This is a genomic window from Rufibacter sp. JT20002 (genome assembly GCF_056491185.1).
The window spans coordinates 804045-821111 of record NZ_JBSZJY010000002.1; the positions used below are offsets into that span (position 1 = coordinate 804045).

General features: G+C 45.1%; 13 protein-coding genes and 1 tRNA gene. 1 reads left to right on the forward strand and 13 read right to left on the reverse strand.

The features are described from left to right. Window positions 1-109: 109 nt before the first annotated feature. The 8 genes from bshB1 to ACW9SV_RS12910 all read right to left on the reverse strand — a co-directional run bounded on the left by bshB1 (window position 110) and on the right by ACW9SV_RS12910 (window position 8956). A complete protein-coding gene (gene bshB1 / locus ACW9SV_RS12875) occupies window positions 110-838 on the reverse strand; it encodes a bacillithiol biosynthesis deacetylase BshB1 (protein ID WP_479557175.1) in 729 nt (242 codons plus the stop codon). A gap of 8 nt (window positions 839-846) precedes the next feature. Then, on the reverse strand, window positions 847-1899 hold the full coding sequence (locus tag ACW9SV_RS12880) for a peptidoglycan DD-metalloendopeptidase family protein (protein WP_479557176.1): 1053 nt from the start codon (window positions 1897-1899) through the stop codon (window positions 847-849). A gap of 110 nt (window positions 1900-2009) precedes the next feature. Beyond that, complete coding sequence (gene trxB, locus ACW9SV_RS12885) at window positions 2010-2951, reverse strand: thioredoxin-disulfide reductase (RefSeq protein WP_479557177.1); 942 nt, start codon at window positions 2949-2951, stop codon at window positions 2010-2012. A 356-nt stretch (window positions 2952-3307) separates the two neighbouring features. Further along, window positions 3308-4171 (reverse strand): sigma-70 family RNA polymerase sigma factor, encoded by an 864-nt coding sequence (locus tag ACW9SV_RS12890; protein WP_048920485.1) that lies wholly within the window; start codon window positions 4169-4171, stop codon window positions 3308-3310. 201 nt (window positions 4172-4372) lie between these two features. Beyond that, a complete protein-coding gene (gene pnp, locus ACW9SV_RS12895) occupies window positions 4373-6523 on the reverse strand; it encodes a polyribonucleotide nucleotidyltransferase (protein WP_479557178.1) in 2151 nt (716 codons plus the stop codon). A gap of 141 nt (window positions 6524-6664) precedes the next feature. Continuing rightward, window positions 6665-6940, reverse strand: a complete 276-nt coding sequence (rpsO, locus tag ACW9SV_RS12900) for a 30S ribosomal protein S15 (protein WP_479557179.1) — start codon at window positions 6938-6940, stop codon at window positions 6665-6667. Between the two features lie 111 nt (window positions 6941-7051). Next, entirely contained in the window at window positions 7052-8464 is a 1413-nt protein-coding gene (locus ACW9SV_RS12905) for an LptF/LptG family permease (RefSeq protein WP_479557180.1), read from the reverse strand. 96 nt (window positions 8465-8560) lie between these two features. Continuing rightward, window positions 8561-8956 (reverse strand): START-like domain-containing protein, encoded by a 396-nt coding sequence (locus tag ACW9SV_RS12910; RefSeq protein WP_479557181.1) that lies wholly within the window; start codon window positions 8954-8956, stop codon window positions 8561-8563. 134 nt (window positions 8957-9090) lie between these two features. Between ACW9SV_RS12910 and ACW9SV_RS12915 the strand changes: the two genes are divergently transcribed. Continuing rightward, window positions 9091-9167 (forward strand) — tRNA-Met (locus ACW9SV_RS12915). An 879-nt stretch (window positions 9168-10046) separates the two neighbouring features. Here the strand turns inward: ACW9SV_RS12915 and ACW9SV_RS12920 are convergent. The 5 genes from ACW9SV_RS12920 to thrS all read right to left on the reverse strand — a co-directional run bounded on the left by ACW9SV_RS12920 (window position 10047) and on the right by thrS (window position 17035). Beyond that, window positions 10047-12743 (reverse strand): carbohydrate-binding protein, encoded by a 2697-nt coding sequence (locus ACW9SV_RS12920; RefSeq protein ID WP_479557182.1) that lies wholly within the window; start codon window positions 12741-12743, stop codon window positions 10047-10049. Between the two features lie 1063 nt (window positions 12744-13806). Further along, entirely contained in the window at window positions 13807-14151 is a 345-nt protein-coding gene (rplT, locus tag ACW9SV_RS12925) for a 50S ribosomal protein L20 (RefSeq protein ID WP_479557183.1), read from the reverse strand. Between the two features lie 84 nt (window positions 14152-14235). Then, window positions 14236-14430: a 50S ribosomal protein L35 gene (rpmI, locus tag ACW9SV_RS12930; RefSeq protein WP_062545238.1), complete on the reverse strand. Its 195-nt coding sequence runs from the start codon at window positions 14428-14430 to the stop codon at window positions 14236-14238. Window positions 14431-14454: 24 nt separating this feature from the next. Beyond that, window positions 14455-14985 carry a translation initiation factor IF-3 gene (gene infC / locus ACW9SV_RS12935; RefSeq protein WP_479557184.1) on the reverse strand — a complete coding sequence of 177 codons (531 nt, stop codon included), beginning with the start codon at window positions 14983-14985 and terminating at the stop codon, window positions 14455-14457. Window positions 14986-15097: 112 nt separating this feature from the next. Continuing rightward, window positions 15098-17035 carry a threonine--tRNA ligase gene (thrS, locus tag ACW9SV_RS12940; RefSeq protein ID WP_479557185.1) on the reverse strand — a complete coding sequence of 646 codons (1938 nt, stop codon included), beginning with the start codon at window positions 17033-17035 and terminating at the stop codon, window positions 15098-15100. Window positions 17036-17067 lie beyond the last annotated feature (32 nt).

The window sequence follows — 17067 nt, forward strand, 5'->3', positions numbered from 1 at the left end:
AAAAGCAAAAGCCCAGTTCAATAACTGGGCTTTTGCTTTTTAAAACTGAAAAGGAAAATGCTACTTCAAGCCTGTTTTTACAAATTCAGCTTTTAGTAAATCATGTTCATTATAAGAGGTCAAACAGGTTGGGAACGCCAATGAAACGTTCTCTGGTGAAACCTTCCCCGTAAGTGGTACCAATAGCATGTCCAAGTTCCAAGGCGCGTGCCTCTATAAAACGTAGAAACTCGGGAGAAGAAATGTAAGTGGCAGGCTCAGGGCTATCAGCGCTTTCCTGAGTAAAGAACTGGGTTTTAAAAGCCCTAATGGCTGCTACCTTTTTGTCCCAGAAAGGCGTGATGTCTACCACCAAATCAGGCGAAATGAAACGGTCTTGGATGTAGTGGTACACAGCCTTTGGACGCCAGGCCTCTTGTTCTTGCCCATTCTGACCCTGAGTTTTGATTTGCCGCAAGCCGGAATAAAAACAAGCCTCCGATACCAACTGGCTTCCGCGCCCGTGGTCGGGGTGCCGGTCGTGGATGGCGTTCATTAAGACTATCTCAGGTCTGTATTTCCTAATTGCCTGGATTACGATTCGTTGATGCGCTTCATCGTTCCGGAAGAATCCATCAGCTAAGCCCAGGTTTTCGCGGGCATCCAATTGCAAAATCTTTGCGGAATCAGCCGCTTCCTGCGCTCGGGTTTGAGGAGTTCCGCGAGTACCTAACTCCCCTCGGGTAAGGTCTACCACCCCAACCTTTTTACCCAAAGCTTTGTGGACGAGTAACGTACCTACGCAACCAAGCTCGGCGTCATCTGGATGGGAGGCAAAAGCCAGTAAGTCAAGCTTCATGATAAAGGTTATTTAATGCGGAGGTTTCGCCCTAATTTGAGGGTTGTTCTGGTGGTGATGTTGTTAAGGCGGGTAATCTGGGAAACAGGCACCCCATACTTCCGGGCAATAGACCCTAATACTTCTCCGCTTCTAACTTTATGGTATACAGCCCTTCTGGCTCGGCTGGCGGAAGAAGAGCTAGAAGTTCTCTTGGCTTTGTTGTAGTAATTGAACAGGGCGGAGGTGATCTTGAAATTCTCGCCTTTCAGCAGGTACTCCGGAAAATCGTAGAGCTCCTCAGGGTCTATCGGGTTCCCCTCATACCGAACTTCATAATGTAGGTGCGGCCCCGAACTGCGTCCGGTGCTTCCGCCCCAACCTATCAACTCACCCGCTTTCACATATTGCCCTACTTTAGCAATAGGCTTACTCAAGTGACCGTACACCGTTTCCAGACCGTTCACGTGCCGCACCACCAGGTAATTACCGTAGCCACCACCGTCCCACTTAGAGATACGGATAACGCCATCAAAGGCAGTTTTCACCGAATCTCCGGTATCCAGGTCCAAATCGGTACCATAATGCCAACGGTAACCTCTAAAACCGAAATCAGAGGTAACCGGGGTTTTTACCAGCGGCATTTTGTAGTTGTGCCGTTTGTCGTATAAGGTAAGGGCGATAGTGTCCTGGATCTTGCGACCATCTTTCCGGTAAGGGTTCAGGTTATGCGTGTCCCAGATGGCGTAATAGGCCGCAATCTTTACCCAAGCGCTGTCATCCATCTGGATCTGCTCAGACATCTCTACAATGCTTTGCTCCCCCAGATTCAAAGAACTGGTGTCTTCGCTTACTATGGACAACTTCTTTACCGGGGTAAACTCCCCTCGGTTGGGTGTATCCTTGTCCTGCAAGGTCTCCTGCTTCACCGGAGCCGCGGCGTTAGGCTTTACGTACTTAATCTTGGGAGCCTTCCTTCTGAATAAGTCTTTATTGGTTCTTTTCCTCTGAGCCTCCGCCAGATGACCCGTCAGAGTCAGGCAGGCAAACAGCAGAAAGAAAAGGAGCTTTCTTAAAAACATTTATTGCAATTAATCACCAAAACTAAAGTTTGTTTTAGGTCCGGCTTTAAAACTGAACAAGCCCCTATTTTATTGCCTTTGCAACTGATAGAGGCTTGTTCTTCCATGATTTAATCCTCCAGCGAAGCTAGATATCGTTCCGCATCCAAGGCGGCCATACAACCGGTTCCGGCTGCGGTAATTGCCTGGCGGTATACATTGTCCTGTACATCTCCACAGGCAAAAACCCCATCAACGTTCGTTTTAGACGTACCCGGGATTGTTTTAAGGTAGCCGCTCTCATCGTGCTCCAGGTAAGACTGGAAAATCTTGGAGTTGGGCTCATGGCCGATGGCCACAAAGAAACCGCTTACCTTGATATCTGAGGTCTCACCGGTCACCGTGTTTCTCAAGCGGGCACCTTCCACCCCATGTTCCCCAAGGATTTCCTCAGTAACACTGTTCCAAAGGATTTCAATGTTAGGGGTATGCTTCACGCGGTTCTGCATGATAATAGAAGCCTTCATCTCATCACGGCGCACAATCATGTACACTTTGGAGCATAGGTTTGAAAGGTAATGGGCCTCTTCACAAGCGGTATCACCCGCCCCTACAATAGCCACTTCCTGGCCACGGTAGAAGAACCCGTCACACACGGCACAGGCAGAAACCCCACTTCCGTTCAGCCTAGATTCGGACTCCAAACCCAGCCATTTAGCGGAAGCTCCGGTGGCAATGATCACCGTGTCGGCTTCTATTTCTTTCTGCTCGTCAATGGTTACTTTATGGGGCTTACCAGAGAAGTCTACTGAGGTGGCAATGCCGTAGCGGATATCCGTTCCGAACTTAGCCGCTTGCTGACGGAAATCTTCCATCATTTGGGGACCATTGATGCCAGAAGGGTATCCAGGATAATTTTCAACGTCGTTGGTAATGGTCAACTGACCACCAGGCTGTAAGCCTTGGTACATGACCGGCTTTAAACCGGCACGTGAGGCGTAAATAGCGGCGGTATACCCGGCCGGGCCGGAACCTATGATCAAACACTTTACGCGCTCCTTTTGGTTTTCCATATCAGGTTATAATTTGGGAGTGCAATATTACGAATTATTTTAAAGACACTGGCAGGTGAGCTGGTACCCTCCATGGCCATTAAGAAAGTTGTTTGGCATAAATAGTTAAATTTCAAGCCTAAAACACGATTCACCTGTCTCTAGCGCCTTTAGAATAGAACAAATTGCAGCCAAGAACAATTCTTAGTAGCTAAAACATTCTTTAGACAACCAGCATTTGGAATGGTTTAACCTGCTCCTTTAAAGGTGTTTTCAGGAAAATAGCCTGTAAGCAGCAGGTTCAAAAACTGGGAGTTCTTAAAAGCAAAAAGCCTTGGCTTCTAAGGAAACCAAGGCTTTGAGAAATAAAGGTAAACTTATCCCAAATAAGGTTTTAAGGCCTTGCTGCGGGAAGTGTGACGTAAACGACGGATGGCTTTCTCTTTAATCTGACGCACACGCTCGCGGGTCAGGTTAAACTTCTCACCAATTTCTTCCAAGGTAAGGGAGTGCTCCCCGTTCAATCCAAAGTAAAGAGTGATCACATCGGCTTCACGTTTTGTTAAAGTAGAAAGGGCACGCTGTACTTCTTTGCGCAAAGAGTCGTTCATCAAGCCGGTGTCTGGAGACTCTTCGTCTTCGTTTTCCAAAACGTCCAATAAACGGTTTTCCTCACCTTGTACGAAGGGAGCATCCACGGACACGTGACGACCGGAGATTTTCAGGGTATCTACTACCTCGGCGGTAGTCAGTTCCAGTACTTCGGCAATCTCTTCTGGTGATGGCTCACGCTCAAACTTCTGCTCCAGTTCTGAGAAAGACTTGGAGATCTTGTTCAAAGAACCTACCCGGTTCAAAGGAAGACGTACAATACGAGACTGCTCGGCCAAAGCCTGCAGAATAGATTGACGGATCCACCAAACGGCGTAAGAAATGAATTTGAAACCTCGGGTCTCGTCAAAACGCTTAGCGGCTTTAATCAAACCTAAGTTTCCTTCGTTGATCAAATCACCAAGGGAAAGTCCTTGGTTCTGGTATTGCTTCGCCACTGACACCACGAAGCGCAAGTTGGCTTTAGTTAATTTTTCGAGGGCGAACTGGTCACCTTCTCTGATGCGCTGGGCAAGCGTTACCTCCTCGTCTGGGGTGAGCAAGTCCACCTTTCCAATCTCCTGCAAGTATTTATCCAGGGACTGGCTTTCACGGTTGGTAATCTGCTTGCTTATTTTCAGCTGTCTCATTGGAGTGTATTTCTATCTGTGTAAATCTCTGTATTGGTTGGCTGCTGGGATAACACTCTCCCCCGCTCCAAAAGTTCTCTTTAAATGAAAACACCTGTTAACTTATGCGGTTTCAGGCCTGTTTTCATTTATCAACCCCAAAACCCGGCCACGCACGTCCGCTTAGGGGACATGTTTGGCCGGGTTACTGATGTAAATAACTTACGCTTGTTTAGGAGCCGATTCTGGTCGCTCAGGCTTTGGCAACAAGGCCTTACGGGAAAGCTTGAACTTACCGGTCTTAGGATCGATGTCCACCAGTTTCACCTGGATTTCCTCTCCTAGTTCCAGCACACCTTCCATGCTTTCCAAACGCTCCCATTTCACTTCAGAGATGTGCAACAGACCGTCTTTGCCTGGCATGAACTCCACAAAAGCCCCGTAAGGCTGGATAGATTTTACTTTACCGGTGTAGGTGTCTCCTACCTCCGGAACGGCAACAATGGCTTTGATCTTGGAAACCGCCATTTGCATGGCCTCCTGGTTCGTAGCGAACACGTTCACGTAGCCTTTGTCGTTTTTCTCTTCAATCTGGATAACCGCACCAGAATCACGCTGGATCTGCTGGATTACTTTTCCACCTGGTCCAATAATCGCACCAATGAATTCTTTATCAATGATGATGTTCTGAGAACGTGGAGTATGCGGTTTGAAGTCTGCGTTAGGTTGCGCGATGGTCTTGTTCATCTCGCCTAGGATATGCAGACGACCATTTCTGGCTTGAGCCAACGCTTGGCCCAGAATCTCAAAGGAAAGACCTTTCACCTTGATGTCCATCTGGCAAGCGGTGATACCTTTAGCGGTACCCGTTACTTTAAAGTCCATGTCACCCAAGTGATCTTCATCACCCAAGATGTCTGAAAGAACGGCAAAGTTGCCAGACTCCTCGTCCATGATCAAGCCCATGGCAATACCTGAAACCGGAGCAGAGATCTGGATACCAGCATCCATCAAGGCCAGTGTACCGGCGCAAACGGTTGCCATAGAAGAAGAACCGTTAGACTCCAGGATATCAGACACGATACGGATGGTGTATGGGTTCTCGTCTTCCGGGGGCAATACTTTCTTCAGAGACCGCATGGCCAGGTTACCGTGACCTACCTCACGACGACCAGTTCCGCGCATTGGCTTGGCTTCACCGGTAGAGAACGGAGGGAAGTTGTAGTGCAGCATGAATTTGTTGTAGCCAGAGAACATGGCACCATCAATCATCTGCTCGTCTAATTTAGTACCTAAGGTAACGGTAGTCAACGACTGGGTCTCACCACGGGTGAATACGGCTGAACCGTGGGCAGAAGGCAAGTAATTCACCTCTGACCAGATAGGGCGAATTTCATCCAAAGCACGTCCATCTAAACGACGGCGCTCTTTCAGAACGGCATCACGAACGGCTTCTTTTTCCGCATCATGGAAGTATTTTCCAATCAAAGTGCTATCATAGGTATGGTCTTCTGGTAAAGAAGCCACAAATTCTTCTTTGATGGCCTTGAAAGCTTCTTTACGCTGTGCTTTCACGTTGTTACCGGCGGCGGCAACCTGATACGCTTTGTCATACACCGCTTGGAAGATCTTATCCCTCAATTCGAGGTCATTGGTCTCGTGGCTGTACTCACGCTTGGTGGTATTCCCAACCTCCTGCGCCAATTCAACTTGAGCCTGTACTTGAACCTTGATAGCTTCGTGGGCCACTCTGATGGCTTCCAACATGTCTTCTTCAGACACCTCGCTCATTTCGCCTTCCACCATGGCTACGCTGTCAGCAGAACCACCTACAATTAGGTCGATGTCCGCACGCTTCAGGTCAGAAAGCAAGGGGTTAATTTGGAACTGGCCATCAATCCGGGCCACACGCACCTCAGAAATTGGTCCGTTAAAAGGAATATCAGAAACCGAGATGGCAGCAGAAGCAGCTAAAGCAGCCAGCGCATCTGGTAATACTTCTGCGTCAGCAGAGATCAGGTTGATGATCACCTGGGTCTCGGAATGATAATCATCCGGGAACATAGGCCGCAGAATTCGGTCTACCAAACGGCTGATCAGGATCTCGTAGTCAGAAAGGCGCGCTTCTCTTTTCAGGAAACCGCCCGGGATTTTACCCGAAGAGGCAAACTTTTCTTGGTAATCAACAGAAAGGGGAAGGAAATCAACTCCTTCGCGGGCGCCAATGTTAGACACCACGGTAGCCAGCAACATGGCATTTCCGCATCTTACCACAACAGACCCGTCAGCTTGTTTGGCAAGCTTGCCGGTCTCAATAGTAATATCACGGCCATTGGCCATGTGGATGGTTTTATTTATTGCGTTATACGACATCGTTCTTGATATAAGATGCAATCAAAGTAAAAGGCACCCAGAGGCAGAGAGCCTTGGGCGCTAAGAGCAAGAAGGGAAAGCAGAGGCAATAAAAAAGATTAGGGAATCCTGTTTCTGAATTCCCTAATCTTTCTATGTGGATTATTTACGAATGCCTAACTCAGCGATGATAGCGCGGTAACGCGTAATGTCGGTTTTAGTAAGGTAATTCAGTAATCTTCTTCTCTTACCAACAAGTTTCAAAAGACCCAAACGAGTGGAGAAGTCTTTTTTGTTCGTCTTTAGGTGTTCTGTCAGGTGATTAATCCGGGCAGTAAACAAGGCGATCTGTGATTCAGCAGAACCGGTATCGGTGGCTGACTTTGAAAAACCGCTGGTTTGGAAGATTTCTTTTTTCGCTTCGGTAGTTAATTTCATTGCGTGTAACTGTACTTTTCTTTTTATCGCAGTTCAGATTATAAGGCGCAAAGATAGCAATCAAACCCTAATATTCAAATATTTTGCTCTGATATAACAAGGTTATTTCTTTTACTGCGCTTTGGTCTGTTTAAATCTGGCCGTTAATTTTCTCCAGAAGTCAAATTCCAACAGGTTAGAGTCATTGCGGGCCTGGTACAGGAAGAAAAGCCCGATGGGTAGCAAAATCATATTAGCGGCCCACATCCCTACCACTACGGGAGAAACCCCTTCCCTGCCCCACTTCTCACCCAGGATACTGAGCACGTAGTACACGATAAAGAAGGCAATGGATATGATCACTGGCATCCCTAAACCACCCTTCCGGATGATGGCCCCCAGTGGCGCTCCAATCAGGAACATGATAAAGCAGGCAAACGCCTGGGTAAACTTCCGGTAAATTTCAATCTCATAGTTGTTCCGCTCCCGCTGGATGGTGGTCAGCCGGGAAGCATAGGAACTGGTAAAGCTTTTCACGTTTCGGGCGGCGTTGGCGGCCGCCTGAACATCTGGCAAAGTTATTTTTGGTGAAATGACTTGGGGCTTTACCTTGATCTTGAGGGTGTCACTGCTTTTTAAGGTAGAAAAATGGGTGTAAAATGGCCGCACATTGGGCTCCAACAGCGTAGTTTCTTTTTGGATTTGCTTCTGTAAAGAGTCAGTAACTTGGGTTAACTGGTTGATGTTCTTCATCATCTTGTTATCAGCAAACCACTGAGAATTGCTGCGGATCATCTGGAAGGAAGACAGGTTCACCACTATCTTGTTTTTAGTGAAAGCCTGCCGCAAATAACCCGTGGTCTGACCAAACCCGTTAGAGCTGCTGGTTCTTTCCTCCGCGAAAGTTTTACCGTTGAACATCTCCAATACCAAATACTGATCATTGAACTGGGTGTACATTTTCCCGGAATCCGCTAACATAACCACGGCGTTCCCTTGACCGTTGGAATGGTCATAGATCATGATGTCCTTCAGCGTCTGGCCATCCTCAAACTTTTTTCCTACCCTGATACTTCGGTTTGGCAACCCGTTGTAGAATGATCCTTCTTTCAAATCCAAGGAAGGTTTCTTCTGCCGGATGTCCCACATGAGGCTATAGGCTTTGAGGTTAGCCTTGGGCACAATGGTGTTATGGAAAAAGAAGGCAGCCACGGTTAGAATAACCGCAAACAAGAACACGGGCCGCAGGGCTCTTACCAGCGAAATGCCTGAGGTTTTAATAGCCGTTAGTTCATGGTGTTCGCCCAGGTTCCCGAACGTCATCAAGGACGAAAGCAGAATAGCCAGTGGAAAAGCCATGGGTGCCAAGTTTAGGCTGAAGTAAAACAACAGCTCCGTAATTACGGCTACCCCTAAATCTTTACCTATCAAGTCATCTAGATATTTCAAGATCACCTGTAAGAGTAAGATGAACTCTACAACGGCAAAAGTGAGTACAAAAGGTCCTATGAAGGACTTAAGAATAAGTTTATCTAATTTTTTCATGTAATGCTACCGCTTCCTTCAGCACCGGCCTAGGTAGGCAAGACCATATCCAGAAGGAATAGTGGTCAAATTTACAAAAAGCGGCGGAAAGGCGGACTATCCCCCAATCAACTCACGCAAAGTCAATACCTGATTGTCCCAGAGCTCGGTTAGTTGTTCAACGTCTCCCACATCTGTATAATCTACGATGCGCAAGAATTGTTCCTGAGTCAGCTCCCCAGATTCAATGGAAAAGTCAATGTAGCTGTAGTCATGGCCATTCCCTTTGTTTGTGCCCGGGAAAGTGAATCTAACCGATTTGTTCATCCGGTGGCTGGTCATTTCAGCTATGTGGTCCTGGTTGTCCCAAACTAGGTTATACTTACGTTCACCAATCTGTTTGGCGGCATCACACAACCACTGAGCCAAGCCAGACGCAGTACTCAGGTAAGGGTACAGCATCTTTGGCGATGCATTGAGAGAGTACTCTCTTACGAACTTTATTTTACTCATAGGACAATAAAGCTAAATAGGTAATAGGGTGTAGTAAAGGTAGAGGGCGGATATGTTCTCAATTAAAGGAAAATATTTTATACAAAAAAACTTGTGTGGTTATAAATCTTTCCCCTACATTTGCACCACAATTCGGCGGGGTAGCTCAGATGGTTAGAGCGTAGGATTCATAACCCTAAGGTCGGCAGTTCGATTCTGCTCCCCGCTACCAACACAATCAAAGCCTTCAGAAGTAAAATTCTGGAGGCTTTTTGCATTTACGGCCAGTCTTTCTCAAAACGGGTAAAAACCACTTGTAGTAGCACTCAAGATTTTTTTTTACTAAGCTCCTTTCACAATCTTTAATCGCTTGCTAAACCTTTTTAAACTTTCTATTCAGTTCTCTCCAACGGAAACTTTTAAGTTGTTTAATTAACATTCATAAAAAGACTAATCGCAAAATTTATTTTATTCAACCAATTCAATATGAGGCTTGATCTAACTCCCAATTTAATTTATTTTTAATAAAAACTTATATAAACTCAAGTTCTATTTCTCAAGAAAGAACAGTTCACTTATCAATAATTGTCAACTTTATTATTTTACTTTACATTTTTTAGGGGTATTTAAAATTATTTTGTAAGCTATGCCCAACAAATATACACTCCTTAAACTGTCAAATGCAAAACCTTCAATAGTAGTTTATTATAACTAAACCTATTGTTTCCAAAACGAAACCATAATTAATAAAACCCCTATATAATGGATTGATGGGATAAATAAAGCTTAGGCACTTAAGATTTAATCCTTTGTGTAAGAATTTAATACTTCTTTCTACAATCATACTTATTTATAGTTCATGACAGTAGAAGTATACTTTAGATATATTATAATTAGGAGATGCCATTTTTTTAATTGTACATCCCCATTCCTACTTTAAAAAATAAAAGAAAGAAAAAAATTAAATATAAAATAGACTTTACTCTATACAGGAGTAATTGGCAGTAATAAAAAAGGCCGAAGCGAATGCTCCGGCCTTTTTTATTACTGAAATAGGTTTTTAAGTTGTTTTCTTAAAATAACCTTAAAACATCTTTCAAATATAAATTGTCTATTGCTTGATCACTTTTTTGACCTCATTAATTCTATTTCCTCTAAGACGGATAAAGTATATACCGCTGGTTACATTTTCCAATGGAACAGTTTGAATGACCTCTTCTGTAGATTTATTTACGGTAAACCCGGAGATGGTTCTACCTGAGGCATCCATCACGTCAATAATCACTGGCCCGGCAACATCCTGGCCAATACGGACCTGAACTCTGTCAGTAGTTGGATTTGGGTACACCGTCCAGCGCTGTGTGAATGCATTTTCATTTAACGGAGACAAAGCACCTTCTGAGATGGTAGAAGCTTGGGTCACAGTGGCAGTTCCGCCTATTTCAATCCAATTAAAATTCCAGCCAGACTTTTTCACGTAAATTTGGATGGTCTGGGTACCAGCACTTAGAGGAACCTGGGTAGTTGTGGTTTTCCAGGTTTGCCAGCCGCCTGTGGCAGCCACATCTACTGTTTTCAGGACGGCGCCGCTGCTGTTTCTTACCTCAAACTGCCCTACTGCGGTTCCGGCGGTTCTGAAACTCATGGTATAGGTACCTGCGGCGCTTACCGTAACACTGTACTTCATCCAGTCATTGGCATCAATACGACCTACATCAAACCCTGCTCCTACGTCTTTGCATCCTTCTATATACACTCCGTACATACTGGTGTATTTCTCTGCTTCAATACGAGTAGTTGGGATGGTGATTTCAGAGGAACTAGAAGAAGTAGACACCCTTTGAGCTCGAACTACGTTGGCAGCTGCCAGATAATTAGTACTTGCTACCTGTGAAGCGGTGATATTAGCTGTACCGGCAGAAACTACCGTTGCCATCCATTTACCCGTGGAGTTTGATACGGAAACTACCGCTGGGTTTGAAGAAGTAAAAGAGATAGGTGTACCCGTGTTGGTGCTTGTGGCTTCCAGAGCGAAAGCTTCACTTCCAACTACTTTGTCAGTTAAGGTGTTGAAAGTAATAATAGGAGTACCTTTTGTGACAGTAAAACTTTGGCTTACCGCAGTGGCGGCGTTATAATTAGTATTTCCGGCTTGTGTAGCTTCTACACTAACTGTTCCAACTCCGGTTAAAGTAAGAGTGCTTCCACTTAAGATAGCAGGCCCTGACACAACTCTATAGGTTACAGGTAAACCCGAAGAAGCAGTGGCCTGTAAGGCAAAGCCTTCTGTGCTGTATGTTTTTGTCCCGATTGCTGGGAAGGTGATGGTTTGGTTCTGCTTCCCTACGGTAGCCGTGCCAGCAACTTCTTTAAAGAAGGAAGGAGTTGTATTCAATGTAAGGTTGGTGGGCAGTTGTTGGGTATTCTTGCCTGTCAAAGCATAATCCCATTCAAAACGATCCACCTTAGACAAGTTCAGCCCTGCAGGGAAAGAATATGGCTGTGAGTAAGACTCAGATTTGTCAATCGGGTTTTTAGCCCAAAGCACATACACGTACTCTCCATTCTTCACGAAAGCGCCGCCCTCGACCGCAGCTGGTAAGTTTAAAGCAGCGGTACGTCCTGCATCATACGCATATCCTTTGATAAGCAAGGAAGTAGTTTTAAACCCTTTTCCTACCGGAGTCAGTTTTTCATATCCGTAGGCATCCCGCTTGAGGTTTTCATATAAACCCATCAGAGAATAGTCACTGGTGATGGTGGTTCCTACCGCAGGGGCGTTCATCGCCTCTCCCACTCCATAGATCTGAACTTGCTTGATCCCGTTCTTTTGAGCCAATACCATGGCTTTGATCCCGAAGTTGCGCTGCATTTCATCTGAGCTATAGCGCCAGTCATTTGTACGGCGGGTGATGTTGGTTTCTGTAACGATGAAGTGCTTTTTAGGATAGGTAACACCGTTATAGCCATATTTAAGTAAAACAGCCTCTAAAGTGTTTTTGTGGTTAATTACCTGAGCAGCGGCATAATCTGAATTGCGCAGGTATTTAAATCCACCAATAGAGTTGTCCCATATGCGAAGAAAATGCGCTGGGTACACGTGGTAACTCACCACATCAAAATAAGCACCGCCTTTGTTTGGGTACTGACTTGTAACAGCTCCCCCATTTGGGTTGTCAGTATAGCGCATCAAAGCATCCAGGAAAGGAGCGTGACCAATTCCGCCAGGAGTCACAAAGTCATCTGGGTTGTATTTCTTAACCACTTCCCATGTAATGCGGAGCATCCGGACGTAATGAAAGAAAGGTGCTCTGAAGTTTGACATCTCGGCCGGCAAAGGGGCCCGGGTAAGCCACTCCGATTGTTTGGCTGATCCTAAATCTGGCTCATTAATCACTTCCCAGTTCTTAACGTAAGGCCCGTAGGTCTGTACCAGTTTGTAAACGTAATTGGCGTAGTAGTTATTAGGGTTTACCGTTCCATCAGATTGCCAGATGGGCTCATACAAGTTCTTGAACGACTTTGAGGAATAAGAGCTACCCGGATAAGTGGTAAGGTCACGGTGGGCTTCAGAAGGACCTTCCAGGAAAACGGTCACATCCTTCATGCCTAAATCAACAGCGTAGTACTTGAATTCATTTAAGCGGATGGTATAGCCCCAACGTTCTACAAAACTTTCAGGCAAAGTAGGTCGCAAGGAGTTTCCTCCGGCTTTACTTACTATGGTGGCTAGAGTTTTGTCATTCCAGCCGTTACCAAACGCACCCATGTTGGCGCCGAATCCGAATACCTCATTATAAGGTTTCACACTTTGATTAGCGGTGGATTGCTGTGAAAATACTGTAAGTGAACTTAAAAAGAGGGAAAGGGTAAGAATGGATGCGTAAAGACCTAATTTCATTTTTTTAAGTTAAAACTAATAAAGGGTTAGGACGTAAAAGGCAGATTTGTATAGCGGCTATGTGTCAAAACTATGTTAATTTTTTAGCTTAAAAAACCAAAGTTGACACAATACAAATATACACTTTGCTGAATATTAGGTTTTTACCCTTTATTTAGTACTTATACTATAAAAAAAGACATATTTTTTCTCAACCATTTTATGAAAAATCACATTTTAATACCTTATAAAAAAGGTTTAGTATTTTTTAAACAACTTTGTATCACAAACGAATATTCTTCTGATTTGTCTTTAAAACATATCTCTCTTCTAGGAATTTAGAAGCTTTTTGAACTTTTAAAGGATCGAGATTAGAAAAGCAAAATAGAGTACTACCTATTGATAGCTTCAATATTGTACATTACCATTATATAACAAGCGAATCAAGCAAACAAGAACAACTTTACAACCTGACTTTCAGGTATTTACATATATGTACCTATATTTATAAATGGAGTACTTAGCCATTACCTTCCTTCTCTGAGGATGCGACTAAAAATGTAACAAGGTAAATAAGAAAGCTGTGGTGAGGTCTACCTAAAGGTGTCTTCCTTAAATTAGGAAGAGAAGCGCTCTATTTCAAAAGAGCAGGAGCTTAACTATGGCCTCTAAAGAAGCTGCATAATCTTTAAGAGATAAGTTTAACTATCCTATTTACTTCAAGCATGGAGAGTTGTGAGTCCGATTTCTATGAACTTCTTTAACTTGCCTATACCCTACTCGTTACATTGATAGGAGAGCCTTGGTAATTCTACCCTGTAGTTTAAAGTAGGTGCTTTAGGATGGCCTTATTTCTTGAAGGAGAAGCTTCTATTTCTTGGGTACATTTTAAAAATGGGCATCGAACCCTTTTGAAGGCATTCTCACGGAGTATAAGGCACAAAAAAAGCCCAGCATAGGCTGGGCTTTTCAAAGTTATGAGCAGGAAAGCTTATCTTACTTTCTCAACAATTCCGGTGAAAGCTTCTGGATGGTTCAAAGCTAGGTCAGCCAAAACTTTACGGTTCAGGTTGATATTTGCTTTTTTCAAACCGCCCATTAACTGAGAGTAAGACAGACCGTTGATACGGGCTGCAGCATTAATACGCTGGATCCAAAGAGCACGAAAGTCTCTTTTCTTAGCTTTTCTATCGCGGTAAGCATACACTAAACCTTTTTCTACCGCGTTTTTGGCAACTGTCCAAACGTTTTTTCTACGACCAAAGTAACCTTTGGCCATTTTCATGATTCTCTTTCTCTTGTGGCGGGCCGCCACTACATTGACCGATCTAGGCATTTCTACTTCTTTTTGGGGCTGGTGATCTCGGTTTAATTCTTAGTTACCAGTTCCCGATGAAACAATTGAAAAAATTGAATGTGATTAAGACGCAAGCATTCTCAACACATTGGCTTGATCAGCTTCGCTAACCAGTCCCGTGTGAGTCAGATTTCTCTTCTGCTTGGTGGTCTTTTTGGTCAGGATGTGGCTTTTAAAAGCGTGCTTACGCTTTACTTTGCCAGTACCTGTCAGGGTGAATCGCTTCTTAGCCCCTGATTTGCTTTTCATCTTTGGCATTTGGGTGTATATAAAAGTGTACTGTTATTTTTTCGCTTTTGGTCCCAGGAAAAGAAACATCCGCTTCCCTTCCAGTTTGGGCAATTGCTCTACTTTCGCTACGTCTTCCAGTGCTTGGGCAAATTTAAGCAAAAGTAATTCACCACGCTCTTTGAAGACAATAGTACGGCCAACAAAGTGCACATACGCCTTCACTTTTGCACCTTCTGCCAAAAACTGGCGGGCATGCTTCAGCTTGAACTCGAAATCGTGGTCATCCGTGTTAGGACCAAACCTGATCTCCTTCATCACCACTTTCGTGGTTTTAGCCTTCATTTCCCGCTGTTTCTTCTTTTGCTCGTATTTGAATTTTGAGTAATCAATAATACGACAAACGGGCGGATCTGCTTTTGGTGAAATCTCTACCAAATCAAGGTTTTGCTCCTGGGCAAGACGACGGGCTTGGTCTATGCTGTATACACCGGGCTCCACGTTCTCACCTACCACCCGCACGTCACGGACGCCGGTGATGCGCTGATTGATACGATAAGGTTCTTCGACCTTGCCACGTGGCACGTAGCGTTTGTTATTCGTAGAAATAGTTGTACCTCCTAAAGTTTAAGGTTTCACAATCAGGGTGCGAATATCGCCTTTTTCCCTGTATAATAAAAGTTTTATCCAAATATTTTTAACCAAGCAGTTCTGCCAGTACCGCGCGGAAGTTGTCTACAAAGGCTTCTACCCGCAAAGTACCCATATCACCAAGCCCGTGTTTCCGAACAGAGACAATCTCGTTTTCCTGCTCTTTTTCCCCTACAATGATCATGTAAGGCACTTTGCTCACTTCGGCATCACGGATTTTCCGACCTATTTTCTCATCGCGGGTATCAATGTAACCCCTGATGTCCTGGTCGGCGAGTTGCTCATTTACTTTGTGGGCATATTCATGGTACTTTTCAGAAATAGGCAGAATAGCTACCTGGTCTGGGCTAAGCCATAGCGGGAAATTACCACCACAGTGCTCAATCAGAACCGCCACAAAACGCTCCAAAGAACCAAAAGGAGCCCGGTGAATCATCACCGGACGGTGCTTCTCGTTATCAGCACCAATGTATTCCAGGTCAAAACGCTCAGGCAGGTTGTAATCCACCTGAATGGTACCTAACTGCCATTTACGGCCGAGGGCATCTTTTACCATGAAATCCAGTTTTGGGCCATAAAACGCAGCCTCGCCTAACTCAGTTACAGTTGGTAACCCTTTTTCAGTAGCGGCTTCAATGATGGCACGCTCTGCTTTCTCCCAGAGTTCATCAGAACCAATGTACTTGGCTTTGTTCTCAGGATCACGTAGGGAGATCTGGGCAGTATAGTTTTCAAAACCTAAGGCTCTGAACACATATAATACCAAGTCAATTACCTTGGTGAACTCTTCTTTCACTTGATCTGGGCGACAGAAGATGTGGGCATCGTCTTGGGTAAATCCGCGCACGCGGGTCAAACCATGCAACTCGCCGCTTTGCTCATAACGGTACACCGTACCGAACTCCGCCAGTCGCACCGGCAACTCTTTGTAAGACCTAGGACGGGTCTTGTAGATCTCGCAATGGTGCGGGCAGTTCATGGGCTTCAGGAAGAACTCCTCACCCTCGTTAGGTGTACGGATAGGCTGAAAAGAGTCTGCTCCGTATTTCTCGTAGTGACCAGAAGTCACGTACAATTCCTTGCTTCCAATATGCGGGGTAACTACCGGTTGGTAACCTGCACGCTGTTGGGCTTTGCGCATGAATTGCTCTAAACGCTCCCGAAGCAAGGTGCCTTTGGGTAACCAAAGCGGTAAACCCATGCCTACCTTTTCAGAGAAAGCAAACAATTCCATTTCGCGGCCTAACTTCCGGTGATCCCGTCTTTTGGCTTCTTCCAGGCGCTCTAAGTACTCGGTAAGTTCTTTTTGCTTAGGGAAGGTGATGGCGTACACACGGGTCAACTGCTTGCTCTTCTCGTCCCCACGCCAATAGGCACCGGCCACGTTCATGAGTTTAGCGGCTTTGATGAATCCGGTGTTCGGGATGTGCGGCCCACGGCAAAGGTCGGTGAAATTACCTTGGGTATAGAACGTAATGGAGCCGTCTTCCAAACCTTGTAACAGGTCTAGCTTATACGGGTCATTTTTCTCAGTGAAATACGCAATCGCATCAGCTTTGCTTACCGGCTGGCGAACGTATTCGCTTTTCTGGCGGGCCAGTTCCAGCATCTTCTGCTCAATTGCCGGAAAATCTTCCTGGGAAAGGTTTCTACCTTCACCTAAGTCAATGTCATAGTAGAAGCCGTTTTCAATGGCTGGACCAATACCAAGTTTCACCCCTGGGTAAAGCGCTTCCAGAGCTTCGGCCATTAAGTGGGCCGAGGAGTGCCAATAGGTTGCTTTCCCTTCGTCATCGTTCCAGGTGAGTAACTGAATAGAGGCATTCTCGGTGATAGGACGAGTTAAATCCCACACCTGACCGTTTACTTTCACGGCCAATACGTTACGAGCTAATCCTTCACTGATGGAGGCGGCAATCTCAATGCCGGTTACCCCTTCCTGGTATTCACGGACCGAACCGTCTGGTAAGGTGATGTTGATCATATATAAAGATATAAACTTCTTCTTTTAAGCCT